Origin of the sequence: Streptomyces sp. NPDC127119 (assembly GCF_042677425.1) — a bacterium.
Classification (GTDB): Bacteria; Actinomycetota; Actinomycetes; order Streptomycetales; family Streptomycetaceae; genus Streptomyces.
Genome location: NZ_JBHXTO010000002.1, coordinates 186,741 through 202,146, shown reverse-complemented (window position 1 = coordinate 202,146; position 15,406 = coordinate 186,741). Strand labels below are relative to the sequence as shown.

Genomic DNA, 15,406 nt, shown 5'->3' with positions numbered 1-15,406 from the left:
GGTCGGGGCATTGTCACGCGGCCAATCTCCATGTCAGGCTACCTGACATAGGGATGTCACCGTGTCCTCCGCGAGCCACCCCGGGAGAGAACATGACCGCTGAATTCGCCACCCGCCACCGTTCCGTCTCACACATCCCCTCGGATCCGGGCAAGCCGTACTTCATCGAGAAGGGCATGGGGGACCGCGCCCATCTGTTCGGCGACCTGTTCACCGTCTACGCGGGCGGTGAACAGACCGAGAACACGTTCAACTTCTTCACCGCCGAGGGCCCCGAGGGCGACCTCATCCCGGCCCACTCGCACCCGGACACCTACGAGGTCTTCTACATCGCCGACGGCGCGGTGCGCCTGTTCGTCGAGGACACCGCGGGCGAGCAGTACGAGAAGCTGCTGACCTCCGGCGACTTCGGCTTCGTACCCAAGAACTGTCCGCACGCCTACCGCATCGAGCGGCACCACAGCCGCATCGTGGGAGTGGCGGCCGGTCCCGGTGGCACCTTCGAGCGGTTCTTCGAGAACCTGGGCACTCCCACGGACGAACTCGGCCTGCCGCAGCGGCCGTTCGTGCCCGAACCGCACAAGTTCGGCTCGGTCCCCCAGCAGTACGACGTGCGCTTCCTGCCCGATCACCAGTGGCGTACGCAGGGATGAGCGGCCTGCCCTATCTCAAGGCGCTCGCGGCCGGACTGCTCGTCGGCGCTCTCTACGCGACGCTGCGGGTCAGGTCCCCCGCGCCACCGCCGGTCGCGCTGTTCGGTCTGCTGGGCATGCTGCTCGGCCAGGCCCTCCCGGCGGCGCTGTGAACACCCCGAAGGCCGTCCCGGGGACCCCACCGGATTCCACCCCGGAGACCGCTCCGAGGGCTGGTCCGGGGACTGGTCCGAGAATCGTCCGCGCCGGGCGCTTCACCCGACACGCCGCCCTCGCCTTCCTAGCGGGAACGCTGATGGGCGGCGTCTACTGGGCACTGTCCGTGCCCTCCCCCGCGCCTCCGCTGCTCGGTCTGACCGGGCTCGCGGGCATCGTCGCGGGTGAGCGGATCGTCACCGCGGTCCGCGACCGGCCCTGCCGCCGCCGTCCGGTGCCCTCCGCCGCCGCCGAGAGCCCCGTCGCCTCGCCCCCCACCTCCCAGGAGCCCCCTCATGACAGCCCCTGACGCTCCGCGACTCATCGACGTGCACGCCCACTTCGTCACCAAGTCCTACATCCGGCAGGCCAGGGCCGCCGGGCACGAACGGCCCGACGGCATGCCCGGCTGGCCCGCCTGGTCGCCCGCCGCGCACCTGGACCTGATGGACCGCTGCGGAATCGGCACGGCGATGCTGTCGCTCTCCTCCCCCGGCGTGCACTTCGGTGACGACGCCGCGGCCGGGCGCCTGGCTCGCGAAGTGAACGAGGAGAGCGCCCAGGTGGTACGCGAACACCCGGGCCGCTTCGGCCTGTTCGCCTCGCTGCCCCTGCCCGACGTCGACGGCGCCCTCGCCGAGATCGCGTACGCCTTCGACACCCTCGGAGCCGACGGGGTGGTCCTGGAGACCAACACCCACGGTGTCTACCTCGGTGACGCGGGACTGGAGCCGGTCTTCGCGGAGCTGGCCCGGCGCGACGCCGTGGTCTTCCTCCACCCCACCTCCCCCGTGTGCTGGGAACAGTCCGCGCTCGGACGGCCACGCCCGATGGTGGAGTTCATCTTCGACACCGCGCGGGCCGTCACGGACCTGCTGTTCGCGGGCACTCTCGAACGCCACCCCGACCTGAAGGTCGTCGTCCCCCACTGCGGCGGCGCCCTGCCCGTGCTCGCCGACCGCGTCAACGGCTTCATGAAGCTGTTCATGCCCGACGACCAGGGCGCCCCCGACGCCCTCGCGCAGCTGCGCCGCCTGCACTACGACCTCGCCGGGACCCCGTTCCCCCGCCAGGTCCCCGCGCTCCTGAGCCTGGTCGGCCCCGACCGGCTGCTGTACGGAAGCGACTACTGCTGGACCCCGCCTGCCGCCGCCGAGGCCCATGCCGCGTCGGTCGACGCGGCTCCGGTCCCGGCCTCGGTTTCGGCTTCGGCTTCGGGCGAAGGCGTCACCTGGCGGTCCCTCACCACGGCCAACGCACAGCGTCTGCTGCCCCGCCTCGCCCGCTGAAGCCCTTCTCACCGAAGCCCCTTGCATCGAAGCCCCGTTCATCGAAGCCTCGCTCACCGAACCGCCGCTCCCCGCTCCGGATCCCGAAGGAACCCATGTCTCTGCCACCCGGCCTCGCCGCGCTTCTCGCCCCGCCGGACCCGGCCCTGCTGCCCCTGCCGCCCGCGGCCCTGCCCACTCCCGGCGTACGGCTGCTGCGCGGCATCCCCTACCTGGTGCCCGACGGCCGGCGTCCCCTGGAACTGGACCTGTGGCTCCCCGAGAAGCCGGCGGGGCCACTCCCCGTCATCGTCTTCGTCCACGGCGGCGCCTGGCGCACCGGGCTGCGCGGCGATCCGGGCCCGGCGTTCCGGTCCTGGCGGCCCGGTCCCTTCGCCCGCCTCGCCCGGGCCGGATTCGCCGTCGCCTGCCCCGGCTACCGGCTCAGCGGCGAGGCCGTGCATCCGGCCCAGGTCGACGACCTGTCCGCCGCGCTGGCCTGGCTGCACGGACGGTCCGGTGAACTCGGTCTCGACACCGCCCGAACCGTCCTCTGGGGCGAGTCGGCGGGCGGACACCTCGCCGCCCTGCTCGCGCTCACCTCCCGGCACCGCACCCCCTCCGTCCCGCCCGTGACCGGCTGTGTCACCTGGTACGCCCCCACCGATCTCCTCGCCCTCGCCGAGGACCCGGCGGACGGGCACACCTTCGAGGCGATGCTCGTCGGAGGTGCCCCGGCCGACCTGCCCGACCGCACCCGCGACGCCAGTCCCGTCCACCACGTCACCGCCGACGCACCGCCCTTCCTCGTCCTGCACGGGACCGAGGACCACATCGTCCCCAGCGACCAGGGCGTACGGCTGGCCGCCGCGTTGCGGGAGGCCGGGGTGCCCGCCGACCTGCGGCTGATCGACGGGGCCGATCACCTCTGGTACGGCCTGCCCGAAGCCGAGGTCGAGCGGTGTCTCGCCCTGTCGCTGGCCTTCAGCCGGGAGCACACCACTCCGTCACCCCTCTGACCGGGAGGGGCGGGCGGTGTCCGTCCACCCGGCCGACTGCGGCATGAACCTGTTCCCGGCCGCGTGGGCCGCCATCCGGGCGTTGCGGGCCCGGGCCTCGGGGCCGTCCGGCAGATGGAACTCGTCGCCCGCCCGCGCGGCCCCGGCCTGCACGCTCGTGGCGGTGGCCAGCCGTCGGCGTACGTACCGGTCGAGGGCGTCGGGCACCTCGGGGGGCGTCGCGTCCTTGAGTACGTCGCCGAGCACGTCCGCGTCCACGACGGCCTGGGCCGCGCCCTGGGCCAGGAACGGCACCATCGCATGGGCGCTGTCGCCCAGCAGGGTCACGCGTCCGACGTTCCACCGCTCCAGCGGGGCTCTTGTGTAGATTCCGTGGCGGAGCATCTGCCCGGCGCGTTCGAGGACGCCGAGCACCCGGGAGTCCCATCCCCCGAACTCGCCCAGCTGCTCGCCGGGTTCGGCCCGCGCGGTCCACGACTCCTGCGTCCGGTCCGCCTCGTCCGCCGTGTACACGGCCACCACGTTGAGCAGTTCCCCACGACGTACCCAGTAGTGGACGAAGTGGCGACTCGGTCCCATCCAGACAGCGAGCTCCGGCAGGTCCAGATCGGCCACCTCGGCGGCCGGGAGCAGTGCCCGGTAGGCGGCGGTCCTCGAGAAGAGTGCCTTGTCCGCGCCGAAGAGCCACTGGCGGGCCGCGGACCGTATCCCGTCGGCCGCCACGACCAGGTCGGCGCTCAGGCGTTCGCCGCTCGCCGTGGTGACATGGGCGGCCCTGTCGTCCTGGTCGATCCCGACGACCGCGGTGTCCAGGCGGACCGACGCGGACGGCACCCCGGCGGCCAGTGCCTCGTGGAGATCGGCGCGGTGCAGGAGGAGGTAGGGCGCCCCGAACTCGTCCTCGACCTCGCGTCCCAGTCGGTAGCGGCAGACGTCGGTCCCGTCGGACCAGGTGCGGAAGCACACCTCGGAGGGGCGGTACGCCCGCGCGGCGACCTCGTCCAGCAGGCCCAGCCGCCGCAGTACGCGTGTGGCGTTGGGCGCGAGCTGGATTCCGGCGCCGATCTCGGTGAACCGCGGTGCCTGCTCGACCAGCGTCACCGCATGGCCGGCCCGGCGCAGGCTCAGCGTCGCCGCCAGTCCGCCGATACCCGCTCCCACGACGATCGCCTTCACGCCAGACCCCCGCCTCGGCCCACTCGTACACGATGTTCGAAGTGACCCCATTGAAGCGTCAGTTGACGGTCCGTCATAGGGGAAATCCGTTGGACAACGCATCGGCCGACAGCGACCGTTGACGGAATGCAGCAGGCAAAGATCTGGGACGCCGCCACCGCGCGGCGCTACGACACGCCCGGCACCGGCATGTTCGCGCCGGAGACGCTGGGGCCCACCGTGGACCGTCTCGCCCACCTCGCGGGGGACGGGGCCGCTCTTGAGTTCGCCATCGGCACGGGCAGGGTGGCCGTCCCGCTCGCCGGGCGAGGTGTCCCCGTCACCGGCATCGAACTGTCACCGCCGATGGTGGAGCAACTGCGCGCCAAGGCCGACGAGGCGACGATCCCCGTGGTCATCGGGGACATGGCGACGACTGTGGTGCCGGGTGAGTACAGCCTGGTCTATCTCGTGTTCAACACGATCTCGAACCTCCTCACCCAGGCGGAGCAGGTCGAGTGCTTCCGCAATGCCGCCCGCCATCTCACACCGGGTGGGCGGTTCGTGATCGAGCTGTGGGTGCCCGAACTGCGCAAGCTCCCGCCGGGGCAGGCGGCCACGGTCTGGCAGTCGGACTCCCACTACATCGGCCTGGACACGTACGACGTCCTGCGTCAGCACGTCGTCTCGCACCACTTCCGGTTCGACGAGAGCGAGCAGGCGCAGCTGTTCCGCAGTCCGCACCGGTACATCTGGCCGGCCGAACTCGACCTCATGGCCCAACTGGCCGGTCTTGAACTGGAGTCCAGGCACGCGGACTGGGACGGCACGGAGTTCACCGCCGACTCGCGCTCCCACGTCTCCGTCTACCGGGTCACGCCGTCCCGGTAGCCGTCCACGCCCGTCGGCCCGGCCCGCGCGAGCGTGTCGTCCCCGCCGGGCCGGTCACCGCTACGGCTTGACCAGATGCAGTTCGGTTCCGGAGGCTCGTACGCCCTCGGCCGCGGCGTCGGCCAGCGCGCTGTCGGTGATGATCGTGTCGAACGCGTTGAGGGCGGCCACCCGGTATTTGCCGAAGGTGCCGAACTTCGAGGAGCCCGCGACGAGCACGGAGGTGCCCGTGCACTCCATGGCCGTCTGTTTGACCTCCACCTTGAGGTCGGACGGAGTGGTCACCCCGCGCAGGAGATCCCATGAACTGGTGCTGATGAAGGCCATGTCGAGGGCGAGTTGCCGCAGGACGGTGGCGGCCAGACGGCCGACGCTGGAGCGGTTGGCGGACTCCACCTTCCCGCCCACGTGGATGAGGTCGAGGTGGGGAGCGGCGGCCATCAGCTGGTCCACGGTGGTGAAGTCGTTGGTGACGACGGTCAGGGCGGTGTGGTCCACGAGGAAGGGGACCATGGCCGACAGGGTCGTACCCGCGTCGAGGTAGACGGTCATGCCGTCCTCGACCAGGTGCGCGGCCCTGGCGGCCATGGCCTGCTTCTCGGGCTGCTCGATGAGCGTCTTGGCCTGATGGCTGGGTTCGCTCTGCAGATGGCTGGCGATCCGGGCGCCGCCCGGAACGGAGAAGACCTGTCCCTGGCGCTCCAGTTCGGCGATGTCACGGCGGACGGTCATGTGCGAGACACCGAGGAGCTGGGTGATCTGCTGGACGCTGAGCACTCCGTCGCGGCGCAGGTGCTTCAGCAACTGCTCACGCCGCTGGTCGGGAATCAGCGGGAGGGAGCGGTCCTCGGCCATCGTCGATGGTCCTTCCTGTTGTCCACCAAGACTGGTCTCACCGGCTCGCGCGTCAGCTGCCGACGAACGTGCTCAGGAGCAATACTCCACCCAGGCTGAGCAGTGACTGCAGGGAGAGCATCAGTGTCCAGGTCCGGAAGGTCTGGGACACCGAGAGCTGGAAGTACTCCTTGAAGAGCCAGAAGCCCGAGTCGTTCACATGGGACAGCATCACGGCGCCGGAAGCGCTGGCCAGCACCATCAGTTCGGGAGAGAGCCCCGGGTACGCGCCGAGCAGCGGCGCGACGATACCGGTGGCCGCGGCGGTCGCGACCGTCGCCGAGCCCAGGCAGATCCGCAGCAGCGCGGCGACGAGCCAGGCGAGCAGCAGCGGGGGTATCGACCAGTCCACGGCATAGTCCGAGATGAGCTTGTCGATGCCGGTGGCGGTCAGCATGGCCTTGAGGCCGCCGCCCGCGCCGAGGATCAGGACGATGCCGCCGACCGGGCCGAGGCCCTTGCCCGCCATCTTCTGGAGCTGCCCCAGGCCGAAGCCGGAGCGGACGCCCAGGGCGAAGAAGGCGAACACGACGGCTGCCAGCAGGGACAGCACGGAGGAGTCGCAGGCCTCGAAGAACGCGTACGGCAGGGTGCCCTCGGCCGTGTGGGACGTACCGACCGTGCCGATCAGCATGAGGACCGGGGGCAGGAGGACCGTGATCAGCGCCAGGGTGAAGGACGCGGGCCGGCGCTGGTTCTCGGGCAGCGGCTCGGGCTCGGGTACGGGGCCCTTGTCGAGGTCGGGGGCAGGTCCGAACCAGCGGCTGGCGACCTTGGTGAGCAACGGCCCGCTGATGACGGCGATCGGGATGCCGATGATCAGGCCGTACATGATGGTCAGGCCGGTGTTGGCGCCGTAGGCGGAGACGGCGAGGGTCGGTGAGGGGTGCGGGGGCAGCAGACCGTGCGAGATGTAGAGGCCGGCGGCCATCGGCAGTCCGACGTACAGCAGATGGGTGCCGGTGCGCTTGGCGACCGCGTACACGAGGGGTACGAGCATCACGAAGCTGACGTCGAACAGGTGCGGCATGCCGATGAGGAGGGCCGCCGCGGTGATCGCGGTGGGGATCCACTTGACCGGCCGCGCTCCGATGAACACGGTCGCGATGCGGTCGGCGCCGCCGGAGCCCAGCAGGATGCCGCCGAGGATGGTGCCGAGGCCGATGGTGGGGCCGGTGCTCTTGAGCGCGTCGCCGAAGCCGGTCTGGAAGAACTCGACGGTCTTGCCCGGTCCGATCCCGGCGGCGAGCCCCAGGCCCAGCGCGGAGATGCTGAGCGCCAGGAAGGGGTGCAGTTTGGCCTTGGTGATCAGCACGATCAGGACGGCGACGGCCGCCACGCCGAGGAGCAGATGCTGGATGTCCGTGTCCATCAGCCGACCCTCCCCGCCGCGGAGTCGGTGTGGTCGGCGGTGCCGGTGACGCGGGCGCTGGCGCGGGAGGCGCGGCCCAGGGTCCAGGCCTCCAGCAGGTTCTCGTCGGCGTCGGCGAGGTCGGCGAGCCGGATGAGTTCACCGGCGGCGACCGGGCGGGCGAGCGTGCTGTGGGCGGCGAGGTAGAGCGGGGCGACGTCGGCGGGGGTGTCCTCGTCGCGCAGCAGCACGGCCTGGACGTCGGTCACGTCGTGGTGGTGGCCGCCCATGTGCAGGACGGTCCCGGCGGGCAGGTCCTGCTGGGCGCGGCCGGCGAGCGCGGCGTGGGCGCGCGGGTCGGTGCCTCCGGAGGGGCGGTGGTGCAGGACCGCGGAGAGCAGGGAGACCGGGGTCTCGACGCCCATGAGGTGGTACGGCAGATAGATCGCGGCGTAGCGGCCGTCGCGGCTGACGACGTGTCCCTTGCCCCGCAGGGTCTCCCAGGTGGCCGGGTCGCCGGTGCGGACCACGACGAACACGCCGCCGGCGAAGGACGCCTCGTCCGGCAGCCGCAGCGCGCTGAACACGTCGACGGCTCCGGCGCGGTGGAGCAGTCCGCCGTCCTCGCGCAGGGCGTAGACGTCGGCGAGTTCCGCGATGCGGGCGACCGGGTAGTGCAGGCGCTCGACGTCGGGGCGGAAGCCGGTGTTCGTGGCGACGACGGCCATTTCGCAGTAGTCGGCGGTGGCGCCGACCGGCAGCGCGGACACGGCCGCCGCGCGGGCGGCGAGGGTGGCTCGTACGTCGTCGCCGAGGGCGAGGAGTGCTGCGAGTTCCGGTGCGGGGACGGTGGTGTCGAGCTGGGTGACCGTGCCCCGGTCGGGGTCGAGGACGAGGTCGTACTCGCTGGACTTGCCGATGGCCACGATGTCGAGGCCGAGCAGCTCGGCCCAGGTCACGAGGCCGATGAGGTTGGCGGGCTGGTCGCCGTCCGCGGTCGTGTAGACGACGCCGTTGTCCTTCGCGAGGTCGGCGAGGTGGAGGCCCGCGACGGAGTCGACCTCCTTGCTGACCATGGCGACGTGCCGGCCGTCGGTGAGCGCCTCGCGTGCCATCGCGTAGCCGTCGGCGGGGCTGCCGGTGGCTTCGACGAGGATGTCCCAGGGCGCGGCGGACAGCAGTGAGCCGCCCTGGACGAGGGCGATGTGTCCGGCCTGCGCGGCGGCGGCCACCTCGTCCGCCGTGGTGCAGACGTCGAGATCCGAGGCGCTGTATCCGAGCTCCAGGAGCATCGCGTGCAGCCGGGGTACGTCGCGGTCGCACAGGACGGCGGGGGCCAGCCCGGGGATGCGGGGCGTCTGCGCCAGCAGGGTCCGGGCGAAGCCGCCGCCGGCTCCGGACAGTGCGTAGCGCACGGTCCGGTTCCCGGTGTCGGCGAACAGATGGTGCAAGTTCATGGACCCTCCTGGATGACGAGCGCGATGCGCTGCTCGTTAACAAGATGTATCAGCAGATCCCATCCACGTAAAGTCTGTTAACATTTTTTCACACGTCCCTGGTCACGGCCCCCGGTCATGTCCAGAGGAATCCGCCCACCCCTCGCAAGGAGGCCCGATGCCGACCCTCGGGGCCATCGCCGACGACTTCACCGGAGCGACGGATCTCGCCACGATGCTGGTCGCCCGCGGCTACCGCACCGTGGTGGCCGTCGGCTCCGACAGCATCGCCGACGAACCCGGGCGCACCGCGGTGGACGACGCGGACGCGGTCGTCATTGCGCTCAAATCGCGTACAGCGCCGGTCACCGAGGCCGTGGGCTCCTCGCTCGCCGCGCTGCGCGCCCTGCGGGCGGCCGGCTGCCGGCGCTTCTACCTCAAGTACTGCTCGACCTTCGACTCGACGGCGGAGGGCAACATCGGCCCTGTGGCCGACGCGCTGCTGGACGCGATCGGGGAACGGCGCGCCGTCGTCGTACCGTCGTTCCCGGCCACCGGCCGCACCGTCTACCGCGGCAGGCTCTTCGTCCACGACGAGCTGCTCGACGAGAGCCCGATGCGCCACCATCCGCTCACCCCGATGCGCGACTCTCACGTGGGGCGGCTGCTGACACCGCAGACCACGCATCCGGTACGGCTCGTGGGCCTCGACACCGTACGGGCCGGGGCCGCGGCTCTCGCGTCGGCGCTGGACGATCCCGCTCTCGCCGACGCGCTCGTCGTGGTGGACGCCACCGAGGACGAGGATCTGCGGACCATCTCGGCGGCCACCGCGCACCACCCGCTCGTCACCGGCGCCGCGGGACTCGCGCTGGGCCTGACCGGTCCGCGGCCGGGGGCCGCACGCGTGGCAGCCGCGTCGCGTCCCGGCGATCCGGCCGTCGTGCTCTCCGGCAGCGCGTCCTCGGCCACCCGCGCCCAGGTGGCGCACGGCCGCGCGCACCTGCCGCACCGCAAGCTCGACCTCGCCGCGCTGCGGGCCGACTTCGAGGCCACGGTCGACGGCCTGGTCGCGTTCGCCCGCGCGTGCTGGGAGCACGACCCGCGGCGGCCACCCCTCCTCTACGCCGTCGGCGACCTGAGCGACCTGGACGACTCCCCCGCCGCGTCGGAGCTGGTGGAGAGGGCGCTGGCCGCCTGCGCCACGCGCCTGGTCGCGGCCGGCGCACGACGGCTGCTCGTCGCGGGCGGGGAGACGTCCGGCTCGGTGATCACCGCGCTCGGCGTGCGCACGCTCACCATCGGGTCCCCTATCGCCCCGGGCGTCACCTGGGCCCGCGCCCAGGTCACCGCCCGGAACGGCGACGACGGACCCGGCGCCACCAGGCACCACACCGCTGGACACACCGAGGACGGCCACGTCGTCGACGTGGCCCTCAAGTCGGGCAACTTCGGTGCCCCGGACATCTTCACCGAGGCTTGGAGCACGCTCGTATGAACGCCCCGCTGAACGTCCCGCGACGGAACGACCCGCGGACCGAACTCGCGGCCGCGGGCGCCCACCTCGCCGCGCTCGGCCTCAGCCCCGGCTCCTCGGGCAACCTGAGCGTCCGCGAGGACTCCCGGATCTATCTGACTCCCACCGGTACGGATCTGTCCCGCGTCGATCCCGAGGCACTCAGCGTCCTCGATCTGTCGGGAGCACACCTCAACGGGCCGAAGCCGTCCAAGGAGTTCCCGCTGCACACCGCGTTCTACCGCCGCGACGCGTCCGCCCGGGCCGTCGTCCATCTGCACTCGCGCCACGCGGCGGCCGTGTCGTGCCTGCCCGCCTGGCACGAGCGCAGCGCCATACCCCCGCTGACGCCGTACTTCGTCATGCGCGTCGGCCAGACCCCCCTGCTCCCCTATGCCGCGCCCGGCGACAGCGGACAGGCCGATCTGATGGAGTCCCTGCCGTTCCCTTTCCGGGCGGCTCTGCTGCAGAACCACGGCCCGGTCGTCGCGGGCCCCTCGATGTCCTTGGCGGTGGAGTCGGCGGTGGAGCTGGAAGAGGTCTCCGCGCTCCTCCTCGCACTCGGCGAACGCGCCCCGCGGCTTCTCTCGGCCGAGGAGATCGCACCGCTGACGCAGAAGTACGGCTCGCCGTGGACCGTGGCCGACTGACCTCGCCGCCCGTCGCACCGCGCTCACACCCTGAGCGGACATCCCGGCCGACGTCAGAGGCGGCGGGACAGGAGGTCGAGGAGTGCCGTCCAGTGCCGGTCGGACGCCTCGGCGCTGTACATGGCCGTATCGGCCTGGGTGAATCCGTGCTGGGCGCCGGCGTACACCTCGGTGCGGTTGCGCACCCCGGCCTCGGTGAGCGTCTTCTCCAGGCGCTCGATCTGCTCGGCCGGGTTGGTGGAGTCCTGGTCGGCGTGGCCGAAGTACACCTCGGCCGTGATGCGGTCGGCCACGCGGTGCGGACTGTCCGGCGCTTCGGTGGCGAGGTGGGCACCATGGAAACCGGCCGCGGCGGCGACCCGGTCCGGGTACGTGCCCGCCGTACGCAGCGCCAGGCCCGCCCCCATGCAGTAGCCGGTGAGGCCCGCGGGGCCGTCCGTGGTGAGGGGCGACGCGGCGAGCCAGTCCAGGTAGGCGGCCGCGTCGCGCATGGCTCCCTCGGGGGTGAGCGTCCGGGCGGCCGTACCGATGCTGCGGAAGATCTCCGGCCGGTCGGCGGGGTTGATGAACTCGGGCAGCGGCACGACCGGCGCCGGGCCGAAGCGGTAGAAGACGTTGGGGACCAGCACGGTGTATCCGGCCCCGGCCAGCCGGTCCGCCATGGTTTCGAGATGCGGCCGCAGACCGAAGGCGTCCATGTACAGCAGGACGGGTGGGTGCGGTGCGCCGTCGTCGGGGTGGGCCAGATAGGCGTCGGCCGTTCCGTCCGGAGTCGGGACGTGGACGGCGGATCCCAGTGTCGCGGTCATGGGTGACGGGGCTCATTTCCTGGTGGGGGTACGACCTCGGCGCACCCAGTGCACCGAGGCGCCGTATGTGGAACTGAGTGTCAGATTAGTTACCGAGTCTCCTTCTGGGCAAGCCGTTCTCGCGGATAGGATCCCGACGTGGACACGGGCGGACGCGGCAGGACCAGGGACATCGCACGGGCGGCCGTACGAGCCGAACTGGCCCAGGTGGCCTTCGAGTTGTTCCGGCGCGAGGGCTTCGACCAGGTCACCCTGGACGACCTCGCGCGAGCGGCCGACGTCTCGCGCAGCACCTTGCTGCGCTATTTCGGCACCAAGGAGGACGCGGTTCTCGCGGCCTACGACGGCCTGGACCTGAAGGTCGCCGCGGCCCTACGGGAGCGGCCCGCCGACGAGGACGACTGGTCGGCACTGCGGCACGCCCTGGACGTCCTCCTGGAGCGCCACCGCCGTGATCCGGTCGGCGCGCTGGCCACGGCCCGGCTGGTCGCCGACCATCCCGGTCTGCGCGCCCGCCAGTTGGAGAAGCAGCACCGCTGGCGACCCGCGCTCGCCCGGGCCCTGGCAGACCGCGCCGGCACCTCCGGCCCTCCGGCGCTCGCCCAGTCGGTCCGGGCCGCGGCCGCACTGGACTGCCTCAACGTCGCCCAGGACCACTGGATCGGCTCGGACGGACACCTGAACCTCGTCGAACTCCTCGACGAGGCTTTCGCCGCGTTGGCGACGTAGCTCGTCGGCCCCGGGTGTGAATCTGGCGCAATCGAGTGTTGCCATTCCGTTTCGCCGCACCGAGCCTGGGTGGCGCGGGAGCGCTCCCACGCATCCAGTGCACACCCGAAGAGCACGAAGAGCACCCACCCGAAAGGAGCACACCTTGACTTGTCATGAGCGCGTCCTTCCGTCTCGCGCGACCCTCACCCTGAGCCTGCTCGCCGCCGTGCTGCTCTGCCTGATCCCCTGGAGCGCACCGGCACACGCCCACGGCTCGGTGGTCGACCCGGCGTCCCGCAACTACGGCTGCTGGCTCCGCTGGGGAAGCGACTTCCAGAACCCCGCCATGGCACAGGAGGACCCCATGTGCTGGCAGGCCTGGCAGGACAACCCGAACGCCATGTGGAACTGGAACGGCCTCTACCGCAACGGCTCCGCCGGTGACTTCGAGGCGGTCGTCCCCGACGGGCAGTTGTGCAGCGCCGGCCACACCGAGAGCGGTCGCTACAACTCCCTCGACGCCGTGGGCGCCTGGAAGACGACGGACCTCGGCGCCAACTTCACCGTGAAGCTGTACGACCAGGCCAACCACGGCGCCGACTACATACTCGTCTATGTCACCCGCCAGGGCTTCGACCCCGCCACCCAACCCCTGACCTGGGACGATATGCAACTGGCCGTCCGGACGGGCAAGTACGCCCCCGGCCAGAACTACGCCGTCGACGTGAGCACTTCGGGCCTCAGTGGCCGCCACGTCGTCTACACGATCTGGCAGGCGTCGCACATGGACCAGACGTTCTTCATGTGCAGCGATGTGAACTTCCGCTGAGAGGAGACCGTCGCACCCTCACCGCGTCTGCTGGAGCGGCAGGCACAGATGGAGTTCGTACCCGCCGTCGGCGGCGGGGCCCGCGATGACGGTCCCGCCCAGCAGCTCGGCTCTCTGCCGCAGGCCGGCCAGACCGTGGTGGGCGCCGGGCAGCAGCAGGGCGGGCCGGGTGGGCGCGGTGTTGGTGACGGCGGCCCGTACCGTCCCCTCGACGAGCCGTATACGGATCGTGGCCCTGGCGCCGGGGGCGTGCTTGCGGACATTGGTGAGGGCCTCCTGCACGGTGCGGTAGACGGCGCGCTGAATGGTCGCGGGCAGGGCGTCCGGCAGGTCGGCGTGCAGCTCGGTCTCGATACCGCTGGTGTCGACCAGCCGCTGCAGATCGGCCAGGGACGGCTGCGGGGTCAGTTCCGTGGGGCGGCTGCCCGCGGCGCGCAGCACGCTCACCATGTGCCGCAGTTCCTCCAGGGTCTGCACGCTCAGCCGTCTGATGGTGGCCGCGGCCTCCTGCGCCATCGGCTCCTGGCTGCCCACCTGCAGTGCTCCCGCGCGGACCGCGATGAGGCTGACCTGGTGGGAGACCACGTCGTGCATCTCCCGGGCCAGTTGCGCGCGTTCCTTGGCCAGCACGCTCTGGGCCAGCAGTTCACGTCCGTGCTCGCGCGCCCGGGAGATCTCGGCCAGCCTCAGTGACAGTTCGCGGCGGGCCTGTACGAGTTGGCCGAGGAAGACCGGCGCCGCCGCGGTGGCCAGGCTGTAGGTGACGGTGATCAGGTCGGACGGGTCGGTGAAGTCGGCGAACGTCGGCGAGGGCCACGTCCACCAGGTGATGTCGCAGGCGGCGAACAGCAGTGCGCAGACCACCAGGAGCACCCGGCTCCGGCTCAGCGAGGCGAGGGCGTACAGCGCGGCCAGGGTGGCGAACACCGCGTCGCTGACCAGGGTCGCGGGAAGGGCGCACAGGAAGGCCACCAGCGGAAGGTGGCGGCGCAGGGAGAGCGCGGCGGCGGCCAGTACCGCGACGGCTCTGCGCTGCGGGTCGTCGGCCTCGACGTGCACCCAGATGTCCAGCAGGGAGATGCCGATGAGCAGGACGTCCATCATGGGGGCCGGAACGCGCCGGGCCGCGACCCACTGCCGTGGGCGCGCGGCACACTTCGCCCGGTCCTCCGGGTGCGCGGCGGAGTGCGCCCGACCGCCGTCGTGCGCGCGGGACCTCACCCTTCCCCCTGGGCGCCCGGCGGTTTGAGCAGCCCCGCGCGTTCGGCCAGCAGGGCGGCCTGGACCCGGCTGCCCACCCGCAGTTTGGACAGCAGGGCACTCACGTGGTCCTTGACCGTGCCGGTGCTCAGGTGCAGTTGTGAGGCGATGGCGGCGTTGGGCAGCCCTTCCGCGATGAGGATCAGCACGGCCTTCTCGCGGCCGGTGAGCCGGGTGACGCGGCGCAGGGCGGCCTGCTGGGGGCCACTGGCGAGATAGCCGTTCACGACGGTGCGGGTGATGGAGGAGGACAGCACGACTCCGCCCTGCGCCAGCGTGCGTACCAGCACGGGCAGTTGCACGGGGTCGGTGTCCTTGAGGAGGAACCCGGACGCCCCCGAGCGCAGTGCGGCGGCCACGTACTCGTCCATGTCGAACGTGGTGAGCATCGCCACCACCGGCGGCGCCGGCAGAAGCCGCAGCTGGGCCAGCACGCTCAGCCCGTCCACGTCCGGCATCCGGATGTCCAGCAGCACCACGTCGGGCGTCAACCGGCCTGCCGCCGCGACCGCTTGGCCGCCGACGACGGCGCCGACCACCTCGATGTCGTCGACCGCGGAAAGGATGTGCTCGAAGCCCGTGCGGATCAACGCTTCGTCGTCGACCACCAGTACGCGTATCACGTGCGCCCCTATCGACGTGGACCGCTTGAGGGTTTCGTACCACGCGGGAGACCGCCCGGGGGTTCCCTCGGCGACGTTTCCGGCTGGGCGACGGCGGGCGTCCAGCCGGTCGGCTGGACGATGGCGGCCACTTGCCGGATGGGCCC

Annotated in this window: 17 protein-coding genes; 10 read left to right on the top strand and 7 right to left on the bottom strand. The window is 71.6% G+C overall.

The genetic code is table 11. The features are described 5' to 3' along the window. Window positions 1-92: 92 nt before the first annotated feature. From ACFVH5_RS01865 to ACFVH5_RS01845, 5 genes are all read left to right on the top strand, one after another. Window positions 93-653: a quercetin 2,3-dioxygenase gene (locus ACFVH5_RS01865; RefSeq protein WP_384804257.1), complete on the top strand. Its 561-nt coding sequence runs from the start codon at window positions 93-95 to the stop codon at window positions 651-653. Beyond that, the gene (locus ACFVH5_RS01860; protein ID WP_385831245.1) at window positions 650-805 is read left to right on the top strand and encodes a DUF1427 family protein; all 156 of its coding nucleotides are present in this window, start codon (window positions 650-652) and stop codon (window positions 803-805) included. Before ACFVH5_RS01865 ends, ACFVH5_RS01860 begins: the two co-directional genes overlap by 4 nt. Beyond that, window positions 802-1,158, top strand: a complete 357-nt coding sequence (locus ACFVH5_RS01855; protein WP_385831243.1) for a XapX domain-containing protein — start codon at window positions 802-804, stop codon at window positions 1,156-1,158. The genes ACFVH5_RS01860 and ACFVH5_RS01855 overlap by 4 nt, the downstream gene beginning before the upstream one ends. Further along, window positions 1,145-2,137: an amidohydrolase family protein gene (locus ACFVH5_RS01850; protein ID WP_385831241.1), complete on the top strand. Its 993-nt coding sequence runs from the start codon at window positions 1,145-1,147 to the stop codon at window positions 2,135-2,137. Before ACFVH5_RS01855 ends, ACFVH5_RS01850 begins: the two co-directional genes overlap by 14 nt. 95 nt (window positions 2,138-2,232) lie before the next feature. After that, complete coding sequence (locus tag ACFVH5_RS01845) at window positions 2,233-3,135, top strand: alpha/beta hydrolase fold domain-containing protein (protein ID WP_385831239.1); 903 nt, start codon at window positions 2,233-2,235, stop codon at window positions 3,133-3,135. Here ACFVH5_RS01845 and ACFVH5_RS01840 read toward each other — a convergent pair. Then, entirely contained in the window at window positions 3,124-4,311 is a 1,188-nt protein-coding gene (locus ACFVH5_RS01840) for an FAD-dependent monooxygenase (RefSeq protein ID WP_385831237.1), read from the bottom strand. The genes ACFVH5_RS01845 and ACFVH5_RS01840 overlap by 12 nt on opposite strands. Before the next feature lie 126 nt (window positions 4,312-4,437). Here ACFVH5_RS01840 and ACFVH5_RS01835 point away from each other — a divergent pair, with 126 nt between their 5' ends. Beyond that, window positions 4,438-5,181, top strand: coding sequence for a class I SAM-dependent DNA methyltransferase (locus ACFVH5_RS01835; protein WP_385831235.1), 744 nt, complete (start codon window positions 4,438-4,440; stop codon window positions 5,179-5,181). Window positions 5,182-5,241: 60 nt separating this feature from the next. On the opposite strand, the gene ACFVH5_RS01830 is transcribed toward ACFVH5_RS01835, so the two are convergent. The 3 genes from ACFVH5_RS01830 to ACFVH5_RS01820 are packed head-to-tail and all read right to left on the bottom strand — an operon-like array spanning window position 5,242 to window position 8,883. After that, window positions 5,242-6,036 (bottom strand): DeoR/GlpR family DNA-binding transcription regulator, encoded by a 795-nt coding sequence (locus ACFVH5_RS01830; protein ID WP_385831233.1) that lies wholly within the window; start codon window positions 6,034-6,036, stop codon window positions 5,242-5,244. 52 nt (window positions 6,037-6,088) lie between these two features. Beyond that, window positions 6,089-7,447, bottom strand: coding sequence for a gluconate:H+ symporter (locus tag ACFVH5_RS01825; protein WP_107017198.1), 1,359 nt, complete (start codon window positions 7,445-7,447; stop codon window positions 6,089-6,091). Next, on the bottom strand, window positions 7,447-8,883 hold the full coding sequence (locus ACFVH5_RS01820) for a homoserine dehydrogenase (protein WP_385831231.1): 1,437 nt from the start codon (window positions 8,881-8,883) through the stop codon (window positions 7,447-7,449). Before ACFVH5_RS01820 ends, ACFVH5_RS01825 begins: the two co-directional genes overlap by 1 nt. Before the next feature lie 157 nt (window positions 8,884-9,040). On the opposite strand from ACFVH5_RS01820, the gene otnK reads away from it, so the two are divergent. Further along, window positions 9,041-10,360 (top strand): 3-oxo-tetronate kinase, encoded by a 1,320-nt coding sequence (gene otnK / locus ACFVH5_RS01815; RefSeq protein ID WP_385831229.1) that lies wholly within the window; start codon window positions 9,041-9,043, stop codon window positions 10,358-10,360. After that, on the top strand, window positions 10,357-11,028 hold the full coding sequence (locus ACFVH5_RS01810) for a class II aldolase/adducin family protein (RefSeq protein ID WP_385831227.1): 672 nt from the start codon (window positions 10,357-10,359) through the stop codon (window positions 11,026-11,028). Before otnK ends, ACFVH5_RS01810 begins: the two co-directional genes overlap by 4 nt. A gap of 53 nt (window positions 11,029-11,081) precedes the next feature. On the opposite strand, the gene ACFVH5_RS01805 is transcribed toward ACFVH5_RS01810, so the two are convergent. Beyond that, a complete protein-coding gene (locus ACFVH5_RS01805) occupies window positions 11,082-11,837 on the bottom strand; it encodes a dienelactone hydrolase family protein (protein ID WP_385831225.1) in 756 nt (251 codons plus the stop codon). 138 nt (window positions 11,838-11,975) lie between these two features. Here ACFVH5_RS01805 and ACFVH5_RS01800 point away from each other — a divergent pair, with 138 nt between their 5' ends. Further along, window positions 11,976-12,566: a TetR family transcriptional regulator gene (locus ACFVH5_RS01800; protein ID WP_385831223.1), complete on the top strand. Its 591-nt coding sequence runs from the start codon at window positions 11,976-11,978 to the stop codon at window positions 12,564-12,566. Between the two features lie 145 nt (window positions 12,567-12,711). Then, window positions 12,712-13,377, top strand: coding sequence for a lytic polysaccharide monooxygenase (locus ACFVH5_RS01795; RefSeq protein ID WP_385831222.1), 666 nt, complete (start codon window positions 12,712-12,714; stop codon window positions 13,375-13,377). Window positions 13,378-13,395: 18 nt separating this feature from the next. Here ACFVH5_RS01795 and ACFVH5_RS01790 read toward each other — a convergent pair whose 3' ends face one another. Further along, window positions 13,396-14,481: a sensor histidine kinase gene (locus ACFVH5_RS01790; protein WP_385831299.1), complete on the bottom strand. Its 1,086-nt coding sequence runs from the start codon at window positions 14,479-14,481 to the stop codon at window positions 13,396-13,398. Between the two features lie 113 nt (window positions 14,482-14,594). Next, window positions 14,595-15,260, bottom strand: coding sequence for a response regulator (locus ACFVH5_RS01785; protein ID WP_385831220.1), 666 nt, complete (start codon window positions 15,258-15,260; stop codon window positions 14,595-14,597). Window positions 15,261-15,406: the final 146 nt, after the last annotated feature.

Coding starts and splice junctions, on each gene's coding strand:
- ACFVH5_RS01825 (WP_107017198.1), bottom strand. CDS start 7,447: ATGGACACGGACATCCAGCATCTGCTCCTCGGCGTGGCGGCCGTCGCC.
- ACFVH5_RS01835 (WP_385831235.1), top strand. CDS start 4,438: ATGCAGCAGGCAAAGATCTGGGACGCCGCCACCGCGCGGCGCTACGAC.
- ACFVH5_RS01810 (WP_385831227.1), top strand. CDS start 10,357: ATGAACGCCCCGCTGAACGTCCCGCGACGGAACGACCCGCGGACCGAA.
- ACFVH5_RS01820 (WP_385831231.1), bottom strand. CDS start 8,883: ATGAACTTGCACCATCTGTTCGCCGACACCGGGAACCGGACCGTGCGC.
- ACFVH5_RS01830 (WP_385831233.1), bottom strand. CDS start 6,036: ATGGCCGAGGACCGCTCCCTCCCGCTGATTCCCGACCAGCGGCGTGAG.
- ACFVH5_RS01860 (WP_385831245.1), top strand. CDS start 650: ATGAGCGGCCTGCCCTATCTCAAGGCGCTCGCGGCCGGACTGCTCGTC.
- otnK (WP_385831229.1), top strand. CDS start 9,041: ATGCCGACCCTCGGGGCCATCGCCGACGACTTCACCGGAGCGACGGAT.
- ACFVH5_RS01845 (WP_385831239.1), top strand. CDS start 2,233: ATGTCTCTGCCACCCGGCCTCGCCGCGCTTCTCGCCCCGCCGGACCCG.
- ACFVH5_RS01850 (WP_385831241.1), top strand. CDS start 1,145: ATGACAGCCCCTGACGCTCCGCGACTCATCGACGTGCACGCCCACTTC.
- ACFVH5_RS01865 (WP_384804257.1), top strand. CDS start 93: ATGACCGCTGAATTCGCCACCCGCCACCGTTCCGTCTCACACATCCCC.
- ACFVH5_RS01790 (WP_385831299.1), bottom strand. CDS start 14,481: ATGATGGACGTCCTGCTCATCGGCATCTCCCTGCTGGACATCTGGGTG.
- ACFVH5_RS01805 (WP_385831225.1), bottom strand. CDS start 11,837: ATGACCGCGACACTGGGATCCGCCGTCCACGTCCCGACTCCGGACGGA.